The organism is Changpingibacter yushuensis (genome assembly GCF_014041995.1).
Taxonomy (GTDB): Bacteria; Actinomycetota; Actinomycetes; order Actinomycetales; family Actinomycetaceae; genus Changpingibacter; species Changpingibacter yushuensis.
Genome location: NZ_CP059492.1, coordinates 1,812,875 through 1,833,067, shown reverse-complemented (window position 1 = coordinate 1,833,067; position 20,193 = coordinate 1,812,875). Strand labels below are relative to the sequence as shown.

19 protein-coding genes are annotated in these 20,193 nt (G+C 57.9%); 16 read left to right on the top strand and 3 right to left on the bottom strand.

The window, feature by feature from the left end; genetic code table 11:
- The first annotated feature begins 83 nt into the window (after window positions 1-83).
- Entirely contained in the window at window positions 84-875 is a 792-nt protein-coding gene (locus H2O17_RS08010; RefSeq protein ID WP_182049213.1) for a purine-nucleoside phosphorylase, read from the top strand.
- A 61-nt stretch (window positions 876-936) separates the two neighbouring features.
- Window positions 937-3,630, top strand: coding sequence for an FtsK/SpoIIIE family DNA translocase (locus H2O17_RS08005; protein ID WP_246311198.1), 2,694 nt, complete (start codon window positions 937-939; stop codon window positions 3,628-3,630).
- Window positions 3,631-3,685: 55 nt separating this feature from the next.
- Here the strand turns inward: H2O17_RS08005 and H2O17_RS08000 are convergent, their stop codons facing one another.
- Entirely contained in the window at window positions 3,686-4,948 is a 1,263-nt protein-coding gene (locus H2O17_RS08000) for a CapA family protein (protein WP_182049212.1), read from the bottom strand.
- Window positions 4,949-5,026: 78 nt separating this feature from the next.
- On the opposite strand from H2O17_RS08000, the gene pgsA reads away from it, so the two are divergent.
- The 9 genes from pgsA (at window position 5,027) to dapF (ending at window position 12,465) form a co-directional block, all read left to right on the top strand.
- Window positions 5,027-5,644, top strand: coding sequence for a CDP-diacylglycerol--glycerol-3-phosphate 3-phosphatidyltransferase (gene pgsA, locus H2O17_RS07995; RefSeq protein ID WP_182049211.1), 618 nt, complete (start codon window positions 5,027-5,029; stop codon window positions 5,642-5,644).
- A gap of 39 nt (window positions 5,645-5,683) precedes the next feature.
- Window positions 5,684-6,190 (top strand): CinA family protein, encoded by a 507-nt coding sequence (locus H2O17_RS07990; RefSeq protein ID WP_182049210.1) that lies wholly within the window; start codon window positions 5,684-5,686, stop codon window positions 6,188-6,190.
- A gap of 246 nt (window positions 6,191-6,436) precedes the next feature.
- On the top strand, window positions 6,437-6,763 hold the full coding sequence (locus H2O17_RS07985; RefSeq protein ID WP_246311362.1) for a helix-turn-helix domain-containing protein: 327 nt from the start codon (window positions 6,437-6,439) through the stop codon (window positions 6,761-6,763).
- On the top strand, window positions 6,763-7,002 hold the full coding sequence (locus H2O17_RS07980) for a DUF3046 domain-containing protein (protein ID WP_182049208.1): 240 nt from the start codon (window positions 6,763-6,765) through the stop codon (window positions 7,000-7,002). Before H2O17_RS07985 ends, H2O17_RS07980 begins: the two co-directional genes overlap by 1 nt.
- A gap of 378 nt (window positions 7,003-7,380) precedes the next feature.
- The gene (recA, locus tag H2O17_RS07975; protein WP_182049207.1) at window positions 7,381-8,466 is read left to right on the top strand and encodes a recombinase RecA; all 1,086 of its coding nucleotides are present in this window, start codon (window positions 7,381-7,383) and stop codon (window positions 8,464-8,466) included.
- 86 nt (window positions 8,467-8,552) lie between these two features.
- Complete coding sequence (locus tag H2O17_RS07970) at window positions 8,553-9,029, top strand: regulatory protein RecX (protein ID WP_246311197.1); 477 nt, start codon at window positions 8,553-8,555, stop codon at window positions 9,027-9,029.
- A 72-nt stretch (window positions 9,030-9,101) separates the two neighbouring features.
- Window positions 9,102-10,661, top strand: coding sequence for a tRNA (N6-isopentenyl adenosine(37)-C2)-methylthiotransferase MiaB (gene miaB / locus H2O17_RS07965; protein WP_182049205.1), 1,560 nt, complete (start codon window positions 9,102-9,104; stop codon window positions 10,659-10,661).
- 3 nt (window positions 10,662-10,664) lie between these two features.
- The gene (gene miaA / locus H2O17_RS07960; protein ID WP_182049204.1) at window positions 10,665-11,588 is read left to right on the top strand and encodes a tRNA (adenosine(37)-N6)-dimethylallyltransferase MiaA; all 924 of its coding nucleotides are present in this window, start codon (window positions 10,665-10,667) and stop codon (window positions 11,586-11,588) included.
- A gap of 4 nt (window positions 11,589-11,592) precedes the next feature.
- Window positions 11,593-12,465, top strand: a complete 873-nt coding sequence (dapF, locus tag H2O17_RS07955; protein WP_182049203.1) for a diaminopimelate epimerase — start codon at window positions 11,593-11,595, stop codon at window positions 12,463-12,465.
- A gap of 4 nt (window positions 12,466-12,469) precedes the next feature.
- On the opposite strand, the gene H2O17_RS07950 is transcribed toward dapF, so the two are convergent.
- Window positions 12,470-13,114, bottom strand: coding sequence for a class I SAM-dependent methyltransferase (locus H2O17_RS07950; protein ID WP_182049202.1), 645 nt, complete (start codon window positions 13,112-13,114; stop codon window positions 12,470-12,472).
- Between the two features lie 65 nt (window positions 13,115-13,179).
- On the opposite strand from H2O17_RS07950, the gene hflX reads away from it, so the two are divergent.
- The 3 genes from hflX (at window position 13,180) to H2O17_RS07935 (ending at window position 17,847) form a co-directional block, all read left to right on the top strand.
- A complete protein-coding gene (gene hflX / locus H2O17_RS07945; RefSeq protein ID WP_223148994.1) occupies window positions 13,180-14,757 on the top strand; it encodes a GTPase HflX in 1,578 nt (525 codons plus the stop codon).
- Window positions 14,758-14,762: 5 nt separating this feature from the next.
- Complete coding sequence (locus H2O17_RS07940) at window positions 14,763-16,706, top strand: ATP-dependent DNA helicase (RefSeq protein WP_246311196.1); 1,944 nt, start codon at window positions 14,763-14,765, stop codon at window positions 16,704-16,706.
- A gap of 118 nt (window positions 16,707-16,824) precedes the next feature.
- Entirely contained in the window at window positions 16,825-17,847 is a 1,023-nt protein-coding gene (locus H2O17_RS07935; protein ID WP_262485941.1) for an L-lactate dehydrogenase, read from the top strand.
- 93 nt (window positions 17,848-17,940) lie between these two features.
- Here the strand turns inward: H2O17_RS07935 and lexA are convergent, their stop codons facing one another.
- Window positions 17,941-18,660, bottom strand: a complete 720-nt coding sequence (gene lexA, locus H2O17_RS07930; RefSeq protein ID WP_182049200.1) for a transcriptional repressor LexA — start codon at window positions 18,658-18,660, stop codon at window positions 17,941-17,943.
- A 189-nt stretch (window positions 18,661-18,849) separates the two neighbouring features.
- Here lexA and H2O17_RS07925 point away from each other — a divergent pair, with 189 nt between their 5' ends.
- Window positions 18,850-19,449, top strand: coding sequence for a LysM peptidoglycan-binding domain-containing protein (locus H2O17_RS07925; RefSeq protein WP_182049199.1), 600 nt, complete (start codon window positions 18,850-18,852; stop codon window positions 19,447-19,449).
- Between the two features lie 203 nt (window positions 19,450-19,652).
- Complete coding sequence (gene nrdR / locus H2O17_RS07920) at window positions 19,653-20,141, top strand: transcriptional regulator NrdR (protein WP_182049198.1); 489 nt, start codon at window positions 19,653-19,655, stop codon at window positions 20,139-20,141.
- The last annotated feature ends 52 nt before the right edge of the window (window positions 20,142-20,193 follow it).

Below are 20,193 nucleotides of genomic sequence, written 5' to 3'. Positions count from 1 at the left end.
CCCTGATTTGATCGCCTTGGTTCCAATCTGCTGAGAATCTCGAGACACCGCGTTTTTGCGTGTTCAGGACTACGATGTGAGCCATGGTTTCCGATGAAGCAAGCGCTGAGGCAATCCGGAAACGGTTTGGCTTGGCCAGTTATGATGCAGCAGTTGTCCTTGGGTCTGGCTGGGGCCCTCTCCTTGACGCGTGGCCGGACCCTATCGCAGCCACAACGTATGCGGAGGTTGGATTACGCCCGCCTGTCGCTCCAGGGCACGCCGGCCAGCTAGTCGCTTTTGAGCATAAGGGGCATCGCACTCTGGTCTTCTCGGGTCGCACGCACCTGTATGAGGGGCACGGGCCCGCTGAAGTGAGCCGGAATGTTCGGGTGGCGGCGGCTCTGGGCGTCAAGACGCTCGTGCTAACCAACGCGAACGGGGCCCTTTTCCAGGATTGGCCGCTAGGCCAGATCATGATGCTGACCGATCACCTCAACCTCACCGGTACTTCGCCTCTTCACGGGGCGACCTTCGTAGATCTCACGGAGACCTATTCTCTCGGCCTGCGCCAAAGAGCTCGCCACGAGGCTGAACTCGATGGAATTGATTTGGTTGAAGGCATCTACGCGATGCTTCCTGGTCCTCACTATGAGACAGCCGCGGAGGCACGAGCGATCTCTCTCCTCGGAGCTCAGGCGCTCGGAATGTCCAGCGTTCTGGAAGCCATCGAAGCGCGAGCGCACAGAATGGATGTGCTCGCACTCTCAACCGTCACAGCACACGAAGCCAGCGGTGAGATTATCGATCCTGATGAAGTTGTGGAGATTGCAGGACGCGAAGCGGGACGTTTAGGCCCGTCTATCTGGCGGTTGATCGAGGGTTTAGGGGTGTAAGAACGCGTCACATGGCGGCGCGCCAAGTGCAACCCGCCGTGGCTCGCGCTAGTGTTCTAATGTGAGTCCACGAGTGCCCAAAGAAGAAGCGAAGAAGAGGCGTCCCTCCAGCAGGTCTGGTGCGAACCCCTCTCCTCGCAGTGAGCCGGCGCCCGCGGTTGAGCGCAAGCCCATGTCTGGCCTCAAGCGAGATGCAATCGCATTTGGCTTCTTGGCGCTCGCGATTATCGTGGCGCTCAGGGAATGGTTCAACTTGTCCGGATTGCTCGGCGGAGCAATCCACCATGTGACCTCCGGTGCGGTGGGCCTCCTCTCAATTCTGGTTCCGGTGCTGCTTCTCTTCATTTCGGTACAGTTCTTCCGCGCGAGTCCGCCCGCCACGAATCGCCGTATTGCACTGGGTCTCTTCCTCATGATTCTTTCGATTTCTGGCATTCTCCAGTTGGCGGGCGACCCAGCGAGCCCCATCGAGAACTTCGTGGAAATTGAGGGAGCTGGTGGCCTAGTTGGCTGGGCGATTGGCGCGGCCTTGAAGACCTTGCTTTCTGCATATGGCGCGTATGCGGTGCTCGGACTCCTTCTGATCTTTGCGCTGTTGTACATCACCAACACAACTGTCCACGACATATGGGTCTGGATTCGTGGCTCCAAGCCCACAGGTGATGAGGCCTCCGAGGTTGCAAACCGCGGAGCGTCCGCTTCCATTCCATACGATTCAGCGCATGAGATCGACGTCGCTCCAACCCCCACCCGCCTTCTTCCCAGGAGGAGGCGTTCAACTGCAGATGCTGAGCCCACGGAAGTGGCGCCCGCTATCGAGGCCACCAATGAGGATGAGCTGGCTCGTCAGGCGCTTGAAGCGGTTGAGACACCCAGTTCGCAACGCAAGCGCGCATCCAAGCGCAAGGCGCCAGAGACAGTGCGGGAGCCGTCTGATCCAGACAGTCAAGCTACCATCGCCGGTGTTCTTCCTTCGGACCTACCCGCTCCAGGTATCAGCAACGTAGGCGTTGAAGGGCAGCAACTTGCATTGGACCCCGATGTAACCTATCGACTGCCGGATCTGGGCGACCTCAAGGCGGGACTACCGCACAAGGAAAAGACGGAAGCGAACGACCGCGTCGTCGCCCAACTAACTCAAGTGTTCACCGATTTCTCAGTGGATGCGCAGGTGGTGGGATTCTCTCGCGGACCCACAGTTACACAGTATGAGGTTGAACTGGGCCCAGGCGTCAAAGTCGAACGCATCGGCGCACTGTCAAAGAACATCGCCTACGCGGTGGCCTCAGCGGATGTGCGCATACTTTCACCAATTCCTGGCAAGTCGGCTGTGGGAATCGAGATTCCCAATGCAGACCGCGAGACCGTTCTGCTTGGGGATGTCCTCCGCTCTGGAACAGCCCAGAAGGCTTCGCATCCTCTCACCGTGGGCGTGGGAAAGAACGTTCAAGGGCAGTTCGTCATCGCTAACCTAGCGAAGATGCCTCATCTCTTGGTGGCAGGTGCTACAGGCGCGGGTAAATCGTCTTTCATCAACTCGATGATCACGTCAATCATGATGCGTGCGACTCCCGATCAGGTGCGCATGATTCTTGTCGATCCCAAACGCGTGGAACTCACGATCTATGCGGGTATTCCGCATCTCATCACCCCGATCATTACCAACCCGAAGAAGGCAGCTGAGGCCCTCGACTGGGTGGTCAAGGAGATGGATGCGCGCTATGACGACATGGCTGCGTACCACTTCAAGAACATCAACGATTTCAACGCGGCTGTGCGTGAAGGCAGCGTAGCGGCTCATGATCCACACCGAACACTTGCGCCGTACCCTTACCTCCTCGTGGTTGTAGACGAACTAGCCGATTTGATGATGGTGGCCCCCCGCGACGTCGAAGCGTCCATCCAGCGGATCACACAGCTTGCTAGGGCCGCTGGTATCCATTTGGTGTTGGCAACTCAGCGTCCTTCTGTAGACATCGTGACGGGCGTCATCAAAGCAAACATCCCATCGCGCCTCGCGTTCATGACCTCATCGCTTGTTGATTCCCGGACAATTCTGGACCAGTCAGGCGCCGAGAAGCTGATTGGTCAGGGCGATGCGCTCTTCCTACCCGCGGGTGCCTCAAAGCCGATTCGCCTCCAAGGAGCGTGGGTAGACGAAGAAGAGATTGAGCGTGTGGTTGCCCACGTCAAGGGGCAACTCCAGCCGCATTATCGCGAGGACTTTGAGGAAGTTGAAGCCCAGAAGAAGCAACGCGACGAGATCGGGGATGATCTTGAGGTGCTGCTCCAGGCTGCTGAGATAGTTGTGACTACCCAGTTTGGCTCCACATCTATGCTTCAGCGAAAGCTGCGAATTGGGTTTGCTAAGGCGGGCCGCATGATGGATTTGCTGGAGCAGTATGAGATCGTGGGGCCATCAGAGGGTTCGAAAGCTAGGGCAGTGTTGGTTTCGCCTGAGCAGCTCGAGGACTGTTTGGCCGTGCTTCGTGGCGAGCGCCCCACGTTGGGCGACGTCGAGGAAGCTGATTCTCCCGGCGTCATTGAATCCGAGTCGTCAGAAGATTGGGGAGAGTGGGACGGCGATGATAGTGACCGCGAACCAGCAGGTAGCCCGGATTCACCAACCGTCGTGGATAGGTACCCACGTGATCCGCTAGACCACGCCACTCAACCCTCCGCCACAAGTTGGTACGACGATGACGACGACGAGGGCGAATCTGGCGAGGATGCTTGGCAGCTCACAGGCCGCTGATGGGCGCCAACGGACGGGCGAGGATTCTTGGAACTCCGCTAGTGCCGTTAGGGCGCTACTGGCGCGCAATGGAGACTAACGTGGATTGCCCTGTTGGTGCCACGGTTCGCTCTGAGGAGCCGTCCGCTTCCATAACCGGGTACGTAGCGTCCGCACGCGCCTGAATTTCGGCCGCTGAAAGCGACATGCCGGTGCCGCCTTCGCCATTCATCAGCCTATTGAGTAGGAATAGGTGATCTGTGCGGTCATCCTGCGTGACGGCCGTCCATTCGAGGTTGGTCACGTGTGCAGAGCCCTCGGGCGGAACACTTACTGTAGCGGTAGTGAGGAGGCCCGTGGTGACCCGGTACCCGTGGTTCTCGATGGTCTGACCGGAAATGAGATTCCCCATGGACCACACCACCCACATACCTTGGCCGTCCGGCCCGCCATCCACCTTGGTGACAGGTTCAGGAACGTGTGAATGGTTCCCGAAGATCACGTCAACTTCTCCGGAATCTGCCAACTCTTGTGCGATGAGTGTTTGTTCCTCAATGGGATCAGACACATACTCTGTTCCCCAATGCATCGAGACCACAACGAGGCCCGCACCTTTGGCGCGAGCTTCTTTCGCATCCGCGATGATATCTTCCACAGAGTTATTTCCGAGGCTTCCCACCACGTTCCATGAGTAGGGGTGTTCGGCCGGGATGGGTATTCCGTTGGTGAGCGTGGTGGCTGAGATATGAGCGATCTTCAGGTCACGTCCGCCGGTCTCCAAGGTGTAATACTGGATTTCGTCGGCTTCTTCTTGGGTACGAGCGGTTCCAGCGTGTCCGAGGCCCTCAGCCTCCAAATGGCGGATTGTGGACTCGACTCCGGCAAAGCCACGGTCCATTGAGTGGTTGGTGGCCAGTGCGCAGCCATCCCAGCCCATGTGCTTGAGCGAAGTTGCGATCTCTGGTGGAGCGCCAAAGTTGGGGTAGTTGGACGGCTCCTGACCGTCGGGGACAATCGGCACCTCAAGGGCGCACAGCGCAAGGTCCGCACCGCTGATCCAGTCGGAGATCCCCGAAAACAGTGTGGTGTAGTCGTAGGTGGATCCATTCCACGCGGCGGCGTTGACCGAAAGGTGAAGAAGAATATCTCCGCCGGCGACGATGGAGATCTCGCTGGGCGTGGCCGTTGAAGTTGGCTCCGGAGTGGCTTCAGCAGTGGGGGAGTCAGAGGCTTGGGCAGCTGGAGGCTGTGAGGACGCTGGCGCGGAACTTGCTGATGTACAGCTAGCCAACGCAATCATTGTGCACGTTGCTGCCAGAAAAATGTGAGTGCGGCGCATGTTTTCCCCTCGTGATGTACAAGCATTCTATCGGCGGTGGTTCGAGAAGAACACGGGACGGGCGGCTAGGCTTGGCATGTGAGTAGCCATCAACGTGAACCGAGGAATGAACCTCCGGTTCTCAATATCGCCAACGTCCTGACAATCGTTCGCCTCATCTTGGTGCCAGTGTTCATTTTGGTCTACTGGGAAGCCACTCCGGGACGCGCGTGGATTGCCTGTGCCGTCTTCGTGGTTGCTGCTATCACGGACAAACTGGACGGCTATTTGGCCCGATCACGGAACCTTGTCACTGATTTCGGCAAGCTCGCTGACTCGATCGCAGATAAAGCGCTGATCTCAGCGGCTCTCATTATGTTGTCGTGGCATGGGTACTTGTGGTGGTGGGTCACGGTCCTCATGATTGGCCGCGAACTGGCCATCACGCTCATGCGGATGGCGTTGGTGCGCAGGCAAGTCATGGCTGCTGGCAAAGGTGGCAAGATCAAGATGGTCTTCCAATCTGTGGGCATTGGAATGCTTCTGGCTCCTTGGCATTCATTCTTGCCCGGAACGCTGGCAACAGCGGCTATGTGGCTGTGCTACGCGCTGTTGGGTATTGCTCTGTACTATTCGCTCAGCTCGGCGGTGGGATATGTACATGATGCGCAGCGGATCATTCGGCAAGCCAAGGAAGCTGACGATTCGCAGGATTAGCCCGCTGGTGCGGTGCGGTTTGCAGGGGAGTTGAAGCACATGGAGCGCAAGTTACCTAGTGCAGACGAAAGTGTCCGCGCAATTGTCGACGAACTCAAGCGGCGCGGGCTTACTCTCGGTTGCGCCGAGTCTTTGACGGGAGGAGCCCTGACTGCAACGTTTGTGGCAGTGCCCGGAGTCTCTGAGATTTTGCGTGGGGGTGTGGTCTCCTATGCAACTGATGTTAAAGCGTCGCTGTTGGGTGTTTCCCGCGATCAGCTGCTGCTGACAGGTCCTGTGGATGGCGAAGTGGCTCTCCAGATGGCACGCGGTGCGTGTTCAGTTCTGGGCGCCAACATTGGATTGTCGACGACGGGCGTGGCTGGCCCTGGTCCAGCCGACGGACATGAGGCTGGGACTGTGTGGATCGGACTTGCGGGCGTGCTCGGCGAGGCAAACCGGCTCTTACGGTTGAGTGGTACACGATCACAGATCCGTTCGGGCACCATCGATGCGGTCATTGAGCTCCTGAGGGAGTCTCTGTGGGGAGTTCTCCCTCACCAGTAGACGTAGTTTCTCAGGACTTCCCCAGCTAGCGTGTGAAGGATGGCACGTAAGCACCGGCTCAGATTTGAGTCTTGCGACGAAACAAAACTTGAGTGGCATCCACTCAAGTTTTGTGCTTTACTGATTTAGGTAACTTGAACGGGAACATAATTCCAACGTTCGACGTTGAGAGAGTTGATGAGCATGGAGCTACGTACCGGCGTCAACCGGAAGAACGATGAAGTAATCCATCAGACTGTTGAATCAATGCACCGCGAACAGGCGCTTCTGCGCCGTGAACTCGGTGAGGTGCTGCGCGAATATCGCCAGCGTCAGGGCCGCACGCTTCGCGAGGTGTCCTCGGGCGCCCGGGTTTCACTGGGTTACCTCTCAGAGGTAGAGCGTGGTCAAAAGGAAGCCTCCTCTGAGTTGCTTTCCTCGATTTGCCGCGCACTGAACGTGCCGTTGAGTCATGTTCTGCGGCTCGTCGCGGACCGTATCGACCTCATTGAAGGCCGTATTCCTCCGCACATGCGAGTTCCAAATGCGGTGCCGGATGAGCTGGTGCGCGCTGAACTTGCAAAGCTGAACTGATGCGAGAATCCGAGTTCTGGGCCGCGGTCGATTGGGTATACCCCAATGGACGTGGGCACAGCTTGGCAGAGGATTTGGTCCTTTCCGCGTTGGGTGATGTGAGCCCACGTGAAGCACTCGATGCGGGGGAGAACCCACAACGGGTGTGGGAGGCGATGTGCGATGCGATGGACTTGCCTTCCTCCTACTACTTCATTAATCGTGTGAAGCCGGAAGATCGTGACCGTTTGGTTGGCTGAGAGTTGCTGCGCAGTTCACCGCCGGTAGTGACGTGGCTGGCGGTAGCTGCTGTGCGAGTTGCATTGGAGCGAGTGACGCGGCTTGGCTGCTAGGCCGCCGGCTGATACCGCACGTTACGTGAGTCTTTTGTGACAATGCTGTGGAAGAAAGCGCCTCATCAAGATGTGTGCGTGTTGCTCTTTATCGAACGGACGTTCGAGAGTAGTGTGTTCCACAGGTCCCGGGAGTGGAAGGTTCTGCACAGTGCAGTTCAGTCTTCTTTTTGTGTCGGAGGTTGGGCATAACGTGGATCTCGGATAGCCGCTCGGCGAGGGCGGGCTCCGAACAGACCTGTTCTGACCGCGCCGCATGAGCGGCATCGATACAGAGGAATAACGATGGCTAAGTCCAGCTCCACTTCCAGCGTGCCCGTCACAAAGGCAACTGACCGTGCTAAGGCGCTCGATGTAGCGCTTTCTCAAATTGATCGCCAGTTCGGCAAGGGTTCCGTCATGAAGCTGGGGGACAAAGTCCACACAGCTGTTCAAGTCATTCCCACTGGATCTGTTGCTCTAGATATTGCCCTTGGCATCGGAGGTTTGCCACGCGGACGCGTTGTTGAAGTCTATGGGCCAGAATCCTCCGGAAAGACCACAGTGGCACTACATGCTGTGGCGAATGCTCAAAAAGGTGGCGGGATTGCTGCCTTCATTGATGCTGAACACGCCCTTGATCCGGAGTACGCCAAGAGGCTTGGCGTTGATACCGATTCGCTCATTGTCTCGCAGCCAGATACTGGCGAACAAGCGCTTGAAATTGCGGATATGTTGATCCGCTCAGGTGCGCTTGACATCATCGTCATCGATTCAGTCGCCGCCCTTGTCCCAAAGGCGGAAATTGAAGGTGAGATGGGTGATTCACATGTTGGTCTGCAGGCACGGCTTATGAGCCAAGCCCTACGCAAGATCACCGGTGCTCTTTCCGCTTCGGGTACCACAGCAATCTTCATCAATCAGCTGCGTGAGAAGATCGGTGTATTCTTCGGCAATCCTGAGACCACCACGGGTGGAAAGGCACTGAAGTTTTACGCTTCTATACGCCTTGATGTGCGTCGTATCGAAACCCTTAAAGAGGGAACCGATCCAGTTGGAAACCGGACGCGTGTCAAGGTCGTCAAGAACAAGATGGCGCCTCCATTCAAGCAAGCAGAATTTGACATCCTGTACGGCCAAGGTATTTCGCGTGAAGGCGGAATTATCGACATGGGTGTCGATCTGGGAATCGTCCGTAAGTCTGGCGCATGGTTCACCTATGAAGGTGATCAGCTTGGTCAAGGTAAAGAAAAGGCGCGCCAGTTCCTCAAGGACAATCCTGAGATGGCAGCTGAAATTGAACACAAGATTCTTGTCAAGGTAGGAATTGCTGGGGAACCAGGAACAGAGTCTGTCGTGCCTGAGGGTGAGGATACGGACGTCGAATTCTGATGTCTCCGCGCCGTACTCGTGGCACCCACTCCATCGATGGAGAGCTCAGCCGTGATGAACAGCTAGCGCGTGGTCGGGATATTGTGATGAGACAACTCGCCATGGTGGACCGATCACGCGCTCAACTGGCGCAAGCCATGGAACGCAGGGACGTTCCTTCCGATGTGGCCGAGGAGGTTCTCTCCTATTTTGAGTCGATTGGCTTAATCGATGATGCCCACTTTGCAGAGGTGGTGACCCGCATGCGGCTGGCTGAGAAGAAGGCTTCGCGCAGGGCCATTTCCGAAGAGTTGCGCCGCAAAGGAGTCGATCGTGAGCTCGTCGAGCAGGCAGTCTCTACTATCGACCCCGAAGAGGAGCTTGAAGGAGCAGTTCAGCTCGCATTCAAGAAACTCGCAAGTAGGTCCGGCAACCCAGAAACTCTGTATAGACGCACCTACGCAATGCTTGCGCGGCGCGGCTATTCGCCGTCGCAATGCACACTGGCACTACGCCAGGCACAATCTCAACTTGCAGAAGCAGAGCTGAGTTCTGACGTACCCGAATGGCAAGAAGATGTGTAGTGCTGTCAAACGCGATGCATGCCTCATGCGGCATGCTGGTGATTTGGATTCTCTCAACTAGACTGGTCGGCGATGTCTGAACTACCGATTACCTATGCCATCCGTACCCTTGGCTGCCAGATGAACGTCCACGATTCCGAACGTCTTGCGGGCCTCCTTGACGCTGCGGGCTATGTGCCTGTTGCGCAGGTCCCGGACAAGGCGGCGCGTGCCACGCTGGCCGGCGACGAGGGTGCGGACATCGTTATTCTCAACACGTGTTCGGTGCGGGAGAACGCTGCCAACAAGCTGTTCGGTAACCTCGGGCAGCTCGCATCTGTCAAGCGAGATCGCCCCGGCATGCAGATTGCTGTAGGGGGCTGCCTTGCCCAACAGATGCGAGACGGCATTGTGGAAAAAGCACCGTGGGTGGATGCCGTGCTTGGCACCCATAACCTCGACGTCCTTCCAGCACTGCTTGAGCGGGCTCGCCACAATCACGAGGCTGCCGTGGAGATTGAAGAATCGTTGAAGGTATTCCCTTCAACCTTGCCCACGCACCGTGAGTCGGCATATGCGGCCTGGGTTTCGATCTCCGTGGGCTGCAACAACACGTGTACCTTCTGCATTGTTCCCCATCTTCGGGGAAAGGAACGTGATCGCAGGCCAGGCGACGTGCTCAACGAGGTTAATGCAGTTGTATCTGAAGGCGCGTTGGAAGTGACTCTGCTTGGGCAGAACGTCAACTCATACGGCGTCGGATTTGGTGATAGGCAAGCATTCGCTAAGCTCCTGCGCGCATGCGGAGAGGTTCCTGGCCTAGAGCGAGTGCGCTTTACCTCACCCCATCCAGCAGCTTTCTCTGATGAGGTCATCGCTGCGATGGCTGAGACTCACAACGTGATGCCGTCACTACATATGCCACTTCAATCAGGCTCTGACTCGATTCTTCGAAAGATGCGGCGTTCGTATCGATCAGAGAAGTTCCTAGGCATCCTTGAGCGTGTGCGCGATCAGATTCCTGACGCCGCCATCACAACTGACATCATTGTGGGCTTTCCTGGTGAGACCGAAGAGGACTTCCAAGCGACCTTGGATGTTGTGGAGAAGTCTCGGTTCAGCTCAGCATTCACTTTTATCTATTCACCACGCCCGGGTACTCCGGCCGCGGACATGGAGGAGCAGGTCCCCGAAGCCGTCGTTGCAGATCGCTACCGGCGGCTTTCCGCGCTCCAGGACAGAATCTCGGAAGAAGAAAACCGTAAGCAGGTTGGTCGCGCTGTCGAAGTGCTCGTCTCGGAGAGCGAGGGCCGCAAGGACCGCGCCACACACCGCGTGAGTGGCCGAGCAGCTGACAATCGGCTCGTCCATGTGGCACTTCCAGATACCTTGCCTGAAGCCGAGCGGCCCCGGCCAGGCGATATGGTGCGTGCTGTGGTTACCCACGCTGCTCCCTACCACTTGGTGGCAGATTCGGCCTCTGAAGGTGGACTGTTTGAGGTGCGGCGCACGCGGTCGGGCGACGCATGGCAGGCCCGCGAACGCCGGACTGCCGAACTGACAGCGGAAGCGGAAGGACGGGCACCTGTTGCAATCGGCATGCCAAGCATTCGGACCTCCCTCCCAGTGGCATCTTCGCGGCCTGCGGACTGACCAGTGATAGTTTCAATCGTCGGCCCAACTGCTTCAGGCAAGACGGCCCTGTCGCTTGAACTCGCGGCGCTTCTGGGCGGGCCAGACTCAGTTGAGATCATTTCTGCTGACGCCATGCAGCTCTACCGCGGTATGGACATTGGCACGGCCAAGCTTCCGCTGGAGCAACGCCTGGGAATCCCACATCACCAGGTCGACGTGCTTGATGTGACAGATGAAGCGAGTGTGGCTGCCTACCAGCGCTCCGCGCGATTGGATGTTGCAGACATCCAATCGCGCGACAGGATCCCGATCGTTGTGGGCGGATCAGGGCTGTATGTATCTGGTCTGCTCGATGAGTTGGACTTTCCGGGCCACGACTCGCGGATCCGCGCGGAACTTGAAGCCACCGTGACCATGCAGGGGCTAGCTCCGCTGGTTGCGGAGCTAGCCCAGAAAGATCCCCGTGCTTACGCAACGATGGATGTAGCGAACCCCAGACGAGTGGTTCGGGCGTTGGAGGTCATTCGTTTGACAGGCCAGCCCTACACGCCACGCTTCCCTCGGCACACCTCCCACTTCGAGTCCGTGCTCATGTTTGCAGTTACTCGTGAGAAAGCCGTGCTGCACGATTCCATCGAACGCCGCGCACAGGACATGATGAAGAGTGGTCTCCTTGAAGAGACGAGAGGGCTCATTGATGTAGGTCTGCGCCACGCACCAACTGCGTCGCGCGCTACTGGATATGCGCAGGCACTTGACGTCATTGACGGGAACCTCACCCCGCAGGAGGCGATCGAATCCATAGCTCTTGCTACGCGACGGCTCGCAAAGAAGCAAGGCACATGGTTCCGTGCTGATCCGCGTTTGACGTGGTTTGATCTGACTGACGGTGATATCACGCGCGTGGCCCGTGATATCGCATCCCGCATCATGGAGATAGGCTAAACACGTGATAATCCCTGAGCTTGAAGGCGTGACCCTCACCAAGGGGCACGGTGCTGGCAACGACTTCGTGCTGGTTCCAGACCTAGCTGGTCAGCGCACCATCAGTGAACAGACTGTTGCAGCTATATGCGATAGGCATCTAGGCGTTGGAGCCGACGGTCTGATCCGTGTTGTGCGCACTGCGCATGTGCCTGAAATGGCTGATGTTGCCGCGGCCCATCCTGAGGCCGAATGGTTCATGGACTATCGCAATGCGGACGGCTCTGTTGCGCAGATGTGCGGCAATGGTGTGCGGGTGTTCGTGCACTATCTGAGGATCCAGGGCCTCATCGATCTGGTATCGGGTGAAGAGGTTGCCGTGGCAACCCGTGGCGGAGTTCGTACTGTTCGGTTCAACGATACTGACTACACCGTGGATATGGGAGAGTACGGCCTGCCATTCGGCCCCGGCGGAGCAGATACCACCGTCGACATTCCGGGAGTTGGGATCCGGCCTGCCGTCTCTGTCACGATGCCTAATCCACATACCGTGGTGCTGTTGCAGAACCTCGCAGAACTCGAAGCCGCGGATCTTCATCACGCGCCACAGTACGATCCGGTTCCGAAAGACGGGACTAACCTTGAGCTTGCCGTGCCAGGAGAAGTCACCGCCATGCGGGTCCTCGAACGAGGCGTAGGTGAGACTTTGGCCTGTGGAACTGGCACGTGCGCTGTGGCACTCGCTGTACTACTTGCTCGCGGCGACTGTGCGGGCAGAGTTGAGATAGATGCTCGAGGTGGCCACCTTTCGGTGCTCATTGAGGGCGGCCGAGCATTCCTGACTGGTCCAGCTATCCTCGTCGCCGAAGTGAATGTGCTGGGGATTGCGGGGCACTAAGCTCCTAGCCTTCGTGGGAATCCACAACGTCGGCACGGGGGTGGCGGGTAGCCTCAAAGACTCGAAACCCCTTGGCTGAGCCGATCTTCTCGCATCCGAAACCTTGCTTGTGAAGCCAGTTCTGAAGGGAATCTGCGCCAAGGTTCTTTTGCACAACGAGGTAGGCGACGCCGTCGTCGGACAAGACGGTGAGCCAAGTCGAAAGAAGCGAGTGCAACTCCGCCTTTCCAATACGCACGGGAGGGTTGGACCAGATAAGGTCAACCTTGCGGTCGCCCAACTGGGCGAAGGCTTCCTCGGGAGAGAATACAGATCCACTAAGACCCGCTCGCTCTAGGTTCTCAGCCGTCAGTTTCCGGGCGCGTTCATTGACATCAACACCCCATACGTGGGCGCCGGGTGCTGCCGCTGCAAGTGCCAGCGTGATGGGGCCCCAGCCGCAGCCAACGTCCACCGCGATGCCCCTGTGCGCTAGGAGCGGATCCGGGACTTTTGACAGCAGAACAGCCGTTCCCTTATCGACGCGATCATGTGAGAAGACACCGCCTTGGGTCACCACAGAATAGGGATTGCCGCGCAGAGTTACCTCGCGCAGGACTGGCGCTTCGTCGGATGAGGGGCTGGCGGAAAAGTAATGCTCTGTGCTCACGAAGGTAGTTTACCCGAGCCTGCTCAGCGCACGCTTCTGCGATGTGAGATTATTAGAGGAGCCAATTGAAGGAGTACACAACGTCCACAACATCAGGGTCCGATGTGGCCCGAACGAACGACGACGCCGCCAACCGTGACGCCTTAGATCACGATTCCGAGGTGGATGTCCACTCGCGCGAAGGCACCGCGCTTCAGGCGGACCCCGCATACACAGGTTCATGGTCTGGAGATTCACTCGACCGTGAGGAACGTACCTCATTGCGGCGTGTGGCGAGCCAAGAAACTGGCGTCGAACGCGAAGAAGGCGTCGATATTGAGTACCGTCAGGTCAGGCTCGAACGAGTCGTCTTGGTGGGGTTGTGGCTGGATGGCACGCTCAAGGATGCAGAGGACTCCCTACGGGAACTCGCCGCTCTGGCAGAAACTGCTGGATCCGAAGTGCTCGACGGCGTGATTCAACACCGCGACCTGCCCGATCCAGCAACCTATCTCGGCTCAGGAAAGGCCAAGGAACTGGCCGAACTCGTTGCAGAGCTTGAAGCCGATACGGTCATCGCCGATTCGGAGCTGGCACCCTCCCAACGCCGTGCACTTGAGGACATCGTCAAGGTCAAGGTGATAGACCGCACCGCCTTGATTCTGGATATCTTTGCTCGCCATGCCAAGTCCCGCGAGGGCAAAGCTCAGGTGGAGCTCGCTCAACTAGAGTACTTGCTCCCGCGCCTGCGTGGTTGGGGTGAGTCCATGTCCCGGCAGGCCGGTGGCCGAGTGGCGGCCGGTGCAGGTATTGGATCCCGCGGCCCTGGCGAAACCCAGATCGAAATGGACCGCCGCCGCATCCGAAATCGCATGGCGAAACTCCGTAAGGATATTCGGCAGATGACGCCTGCTCGTGAACAGCAGAGGTCTGAACGCCGCCGCACCAAGATTCCATCCGTCGTGATAGTCGGATACACAAACGCGGGGAAATCCTCGCTCCTTAATCGGATCACCGGAGCAGGCGTGCTCGTTGAGAACGCTTTGTTCGCCACCCTCGACCCCACTGTGCGTAGAGCGCGCACCCCTGAAGGGCGCGACTTCACAATCTCTGACACAGTTGGGTTTGTTCGCAACCTGCCAACTCAGCTAGTGGAAGCGTTTCGCTCAACTCTTGAGGAAGTGGGAGAGGCTGACGTGCTCTTGCACGTTGTTGACGCATCGCACCACGATCCCGTTGGTCAGGTACAGGCGGTCCATGACACCCTGGCTGACGTGCCAGGCATCCACGATGCTCACGAGATCATCGTGCTCTCCAAAGCTGACCTCGCCGATCCCGTTGACATCGCAACTTTGCGATCACGCTTTTCGGGTGCCGTCGTCGTCTCGTGTTTGACCGGCGAAGGAATCGACGACCTCATGGAGGTCATCGACCAAGCGTTGCCCCGCCCCGCAGTGCAGGTGCAGGTTGTGATCCCGTATTCAATGGGATCGCTGGTCTCACGCGTATATGCGGAAGGTGAACTCCTAGAACCCGTTGAGTATCGCGACGGCGGAACGTGGATCCACGCGATGGTCTCCGCCGGATTGGAGGCCGCACTCACCGATTACATGATCGGTGAACCCGAAGCCGCCGCGGCGCCCAATCCCGACGAAACCAAGTAGGTCACGTGGGCGCTGATATCGAGGATCTTCTCGATGCCGTCGTTGCCCAGCTGGGCGGAAAGCGCCGTGAAGGCCAAGTCGAAATGGCCCAAGCGGTGGTGGACTGTCTGGAAGTGGACGGGCACCTCCTCGTTCAGGCTGGCACGGGAACGGGTAAGTCGATCGGCTACCTCGTTCCCGCCATGAAGTGGGCAATTGAGAACGATTCGAGAGTCATCGTCTCGACGGCAACCCTCGCATTGCAGCGCCAAATCGTGGCCCACGACGCCCCGCGGGTAGCCGAGGCCGTGTACAACGCCACCGGGAAGTCTCCCCGAGTCAGCCTCCTCAAGGGCTGGAACAACTACGTGTGCCTTCGAAAGGCCGCGGGCGGGTACCCAGAGGATGATGCTCTTCTCTCCCGTGCCTCAGGGGAGTACGGTGCCAGTTCCACTGGTGAGGAGGTTGTGAGGCTGCGCGATTGGGCGATGTCAACCGACTCAGGAGACCGGGATGACCTTGTGCCAGGCGTTTCTGATCGAGCATGGCGGCAGGTTTCCATCGCCAAACCGGAGTGCCTAGGGTCCAAGTGCCCCCTGCGTGGCTCCTGTTTTCCAGTTCTCGCGCGCCAACAGGCCGATGAAGCCGACGTCGTCGTCACAAATCATTCGATGCTGGGTATCCAGAGTGCGGGAACTCCCGTCCTTCCAGAAGCTCAGGCCTACATCGTTGACGAAGCACATGACTTGGTGGACCGCGTGACGAGCCAGCTCACAGCATCCGTATCCAAAGCAGACATAGCGGCTCTCGCGCGGCTCTTGCGCCGTGAGAAGATCCTTGCAGTTGAGCTAGAAGATGCAGGCGATGGGATTGATACGGCGCTCGCGGACCTTCCCGAGGGGCGTATCACCCAGTTGCCGGAGAACCTTCAGGATGCGTTGTTGCGGCTCTTGGGAGAGTTGCAGCAGGCAGCTGTTGACGTGGGAGAGCTGCCAGGCAAAGAGGAAGCAGACGCCGCTGCCAAGGCCGTGGCACGCAATCGGGTGCAGAGCCTATCTGAGGTGGTTGATCGGCTTCTATCTGATCAGACCTCACAGGGTGCGCTCGTACCGTGGGTCGCGCGTGATCTGGACGATCGAGCTTCACTGTATGTTGCGCCACTTGACGTCTCAAACTCGCTTGCGGACCAGCTCTTCGAGGGGAAAGCAGCGGTGTTGACGTCAGCTACTTTGGAAATTGGCGGCAGCTTTAACCACGCCGCCCGCGAGGTGGGCTTCCTGTATCCGAGTCAAGGGCCGTGGACTGGCATCGACGTCGGCTCTCCTTTTGACCACGGCAAGCAAGGCATCTTGTACGTCGCTGCGCACCTTCCCACACCGGGGCGTGACGGTTACGGTAACGAGCAGCTCGATGAGATCGTGGACCTCGTGCGCGCATCGGGTGGCGGGGCGCTGGCCCTCTTTACCTCACGTCGTGGGGCGGAAGCTGCTGCAGAGTATGCGCGTGAGCGCCTACAGACGCCAATTTTCGTTCAGGGCGAGGATCAGTTGCCCACTCTCGTTCGCGAGTTTTCCGACGACGACGCCGCGTCGCTTTTCGGTACGCTTTCGCTGTGGCAGGGAGTAGATGTTCCGGGACGAACGTGCCGGCTAGTCATCATGGACCGGATTCCCTTTCCTCGGCCTAATGAACCACTCACGCAGGCGCGCACCAAGCGTGCTGAAGAATCCGGAGGCAACGGATTCATGGAGGTCTCGGCGACTCACGCGGCTCTCCGGCTAGCCCAAGGTGCAGGCAGGCTTCTCCGCAGAATTGATGACAAAGGCATGGTGGCTGTGCTTGATCCTCGATTGAGGAAGGCACGGTATGCAGGTTATCTCATGGCATCCCTGCCGCCGCTATGGCCCACAACAGATAAGAGCACTGCAATCTCTGCGCTCGAGAGGCTTGCGCGTTTCGAGCAGGAATGACATCCGTTCAAGCTTGCAAATCGGTCTGAACATCGGCCCAAGCCCACGACGTGGCGCCAAGGTCCGTACAATGAAACATGAAAGCAGAACAACCTGCTCCGAATCAGTGAGGTGCACATTGTCCGACAATCCCAATCCTGAAGCTGAAGTTGAAGCAACACCAGTTCCGGTGGTTTCCTCCGGCAAGGTAACTGAAGTCAACACAAAGGTATCCGTCATTGGTGCTGGAGCAGTTGGCTCAGCCTGCACATACGCGATGATGATCAAGGGCGTTGCACGCCATTATGCGATGTATGACATCGCTGAGGACAAAGTTAAAGCCGAAGCCCTCGACATCGCCCAGGGTTCCCAGTTTGCCCCAGTTTCAACCGTAGTTGGCTCATCCGATATTGAGGTCATCAAGGATTCGGATGTTGTGGTGGTGACGGCTGGTGCCAAGCAGAAGCCGGGGCAGTCGCGACTGGACCTAGCCGGGGCAACCATCAACATCATGAAGAACATCCTTCCTGCTGCTGTTGAACAGGCACCCAACGCCATTTTCCTCATCGTCTCCAACCCCGTGGACGTTGTTACATACACTGGCTTGAAGATCTCCGGCATGTCGCCAGATCGTTTCTTTGGATCAGGTACAGTGCTCGATTCGTCCCGCCTTCGCTATCTTGTTGCTCAGGACTGTGGGGTGGCTCCTCAGACTGTCCACGCATACATCGTTGGAGAGCATGGCGATTCTGAGATCCCGCTGTGGTCTAGTGCGATGATCGGTGCAGTTCCGCTGCTTCAGTGGGGTGAAACCGCCTCCGGAAAGACTTTGGATGACCGTGAGCGTGAAGCCATTCATCGCGAAGTTGTGAACTCTGCATACAAGATCATTGATGGAAAGGGCGCCACAAACTACGCCATCGGGCTTTCCGTCTCTCACATCGTGTCCACCATTCTGCGTGACGAGCGCCGGGTGTTGCCCGTCTCTTCGCAGCTCAATGATTGGCTCGGAGTCTCCAATGTTGCCATGTCTGTTCCAACAGTCGTGGGCCGCGATGGTCTTGGCCGCAGGCTCGTTCCAGTGGTAACCCCTCGCGAATTTGAAGGACTGCGCGCGTCGGCTGATTCTATTCGCGCGGTGGCCGCCAAGTTCGGTTACTAAACGCTTGTGCGCTTGTGATTAGCGCTCAACGTCATTGTGAGGCTGGGGTGCACATCAACAGATGTGCACCCCAGCCTCACAATGCATAAGCCCCTATATCGCGCGCAACACAGTCACAACACGACCAAGAATCGCCACGTTGTCCGCAGGAATGGGGGAGTAAGCGGAATTCCGCGGCAGAAGCGTGACATGCCCAGCGCGCCGCTGGAGAACTTTGACTGTAGCTTCACCATCGAGCATGGCAGCCACAATCTCTCCGCTCTCTGCCACCGACTGACGGCGCACCACTACCCAATCGCCGTCGCAAATCGCGGCATCGATCATGGAATCACCTGAGACCTTCAGCGCGAACATCTCGCCCTCGCCCGTGAGGCGGCGGGGCACGGTGAACACATCCTCCACAAGCTGTTCGGCCAAGATCGGTGCACCAGCCGCGATCCGGCCAACTACGGGCACATTGACGGGCGGTTCCACGGCGACGATTGAATCGCCGTCGTTGAACGATACTGGATTGCTCCGAACACTAGGTGAGACAGAGGGAAGAGGTAGCTCAGTCACGGATGCCCGCACGTCCTCGCCGAACGAAAGCCCCAGGTCCGTCAGTTCCATTGTGCGTGGACGCCGGGTGTCACGCCTCAAATACCCCAGATCAGTGAGGCAATCGAGCTGATACTTCACGGACGAGGTAGAGGAAAGGCCGACTTCGTCACCGATCTCGCGGATGGTTGGCGCGTAGTGGTTGCGCAACATGTGCGTACGGATGCACATGAGAACCGCAGCCTGCCGCTCGGTCAGAGTTGCTTGATTCGCCATCCGTACCTTCCTTTTTGGCCGCAAATTTGTCGGCCCACAATGTTTGACTGCTTCTACAAGGTTACCGGTCATTCGGGCGCTCAAACACACGTTCAGGCGGCGAGTCGAAATCTTGTTCTAGACACGATGAAACCTAGGCGCTAGAGTACAAACAGATGTTCGACGAACAATCGTTCGAAAGGAGCCAAAATGAGTGTTCTGGAGATCCAGCAACCTGACGCTGGTGCAGCAGCCCACAATGCTCGTCGCGATGGTGCGGTGGCCTTGTACCCCATTCCTTCACTTAGTTCACAGGCTGGCCGCCGCAAACCGGCAACTGGCAATCGCGCTCTGCGCGCCGTACCTACGGCTGATTCTGCGGAGTTCGCGCACTCAGTAGGCCAGCGCGCAGCTATCCGTGCTGATGTAGAAGCAGCTTTCTCGCCGCGTGCTGGGCGGGCCATGCTTACGTCGCTGGGTGCACCAGCCAAGGCCACAGCAGTAGGCACGCGGAACGCGGCAGGCGTTGCAGTTGACCTTGATAAGGTGCTCACTCTTGTTGTGAAGGCACTGAGTGCGCTTCTCCTTGTCGCTGTTCTTGCTGTGGCCGGTTTGATGGTTGGTTCGCTTTTCTTGGCAAGTCCCGGTGACGTGTTGGTTGTTCAACCGGGTGATACGTTGTGGTCAATCGCTAGCACGGTCACGAATGCGCCGGATACCAGCGCAGTTGTTGCGGATATTCGTGACCTCAACAATCTTGGTTCTGACGCACTGACCGTGGGGCAGAGTATCGAACTGCCTGCCTACTGATTCCCTGACCGATCGGTGTCCGCACATAGTGCATGACGTCCGCTGCGTCGGTTGCTTGAACAGCTTCGTCGTGAGCCAGCATCAGTTCCTCAGCCAATCGGTTCGGCAACCCACCGTTCCCATCGGCTTGTCAGTGTGGCCACGGCTCTTCGGCTAGAGGAGTTCCTAGTAGCGTGCTATGGAGCGTTTGCTATGATCGCTGAGTGCACTGTCCTTTTTGTCACCATCCGGATTCGCGAGTTATTGACTCGCGAACAAGCGACGACGGCCTCTCCATCCGGCGGAGGAGGGAATGCCCTGCCTGCAAACAGAGGTTTTCCACCCTCGAGACGGCAAGCTTGATCGTAGCGAAGCGATCAGGAGCCACGGAGCCTTTCTCCCGCGAGAAGATAATCGCGGGAGTCGGCAAGGCTTGTCAGGGACGGCCGGTAACAGATGACGATTTGGCGCTCCTCGCCAGCCAAGTTGAAGAGCGCCTGCGAGCCACCGGTAGTGCACAGATCTCAACGCATGAGATCGGTTTGGCAATACTTGAACCACTGCGCAAGCTGGACGACATTGCGTTCTTGCGTTTCGCGTCCGTCTATGAGGGATTTGAAACTCTTGACGATTTCGAAACTGCCATAGCAAAGCTTCGAGCTGAAGAAGCAGATCTGCCTACTGATGACCACACGGGTCCCTCAGATTCCTGATGGTTCTGCGGTACGTGGGTGGGCATTGCGGTAACCAAAGAGAACTCGGCAT

Excerpts from the sequence above, each read along its gene's own strand:
- H2O17_RS08010 (WP_182049213.1), top strand. The coding sequence starts at position 84 with ATGGTTTCCGATGAAGCAAGCGCTGAGGCAATCCGGAAACGGTTTGGC.
- H2O17_RS08000 (WP_182049212.1), bottom strand. The coding sequence starts at position 4,948 with ATGCGCCGCACTCACATTTTTCTGGCAGCAACGTGCACAATGATTGCG.
- H2O17_RS07990 (WP_182049210.1), top strand. The coding sequence starts at position 5,684 with ATGGAGCGCAAGTTACCTAGTGCAGACGAAAGTGTCCGCGCAATTGTC.
- H2O17_RS07985 (WP_246311362.1), top strand. The coding sequence starts at position 6,437 with ATGCACCGCGAACAGGCGCTTCTGCGCCGTGAACTCGGTGAGGTGCTG.
- H2O17_RS07980 (WP_182049208.1), top strand. The coding sequence starts at position 6,763 with ATGCGAGAATCCGAGTTCTGGGCCGCGGTCGATTGGGTATACCCCAAT.
- recA (WP_182049207.1), top strand. The coding sequence starts at position 7,381 with ATGGCTAAGTCCAGCTCCACTTCCAGCGTGCCCGTCACAAAGGCAACT.
- H2O17_RS07970 (WP_246311197.1), top strand. The coding sequence starts at position 8,553 with ATGAGACAACTCGCCATGGTGGACCGATCACGCGCTCAACTGGCGCAA.
- miaB (WP_182049205.1), top strand. The coding sequence starts at position 9,102 with ATGTCTGAACTACCGATTACCTATGCCATCCGTACCCTTGGCTGCCAG.
- lexA (WP_182049200.1), bottom strand. The coding sequence starts at position 18,660 with ATGGCGAATCAAGCAACTCTGACCGAGCGGCAGGCTGCGGTTCTCATG.
- H2O17_RS07925 (WP_182049199.1), top strand. The coding sequence starts at position 18,850 with ATGAGTGTTCTGGAGATCCAGCAACCTGACGCTGGTGCAGCAGCCCAC.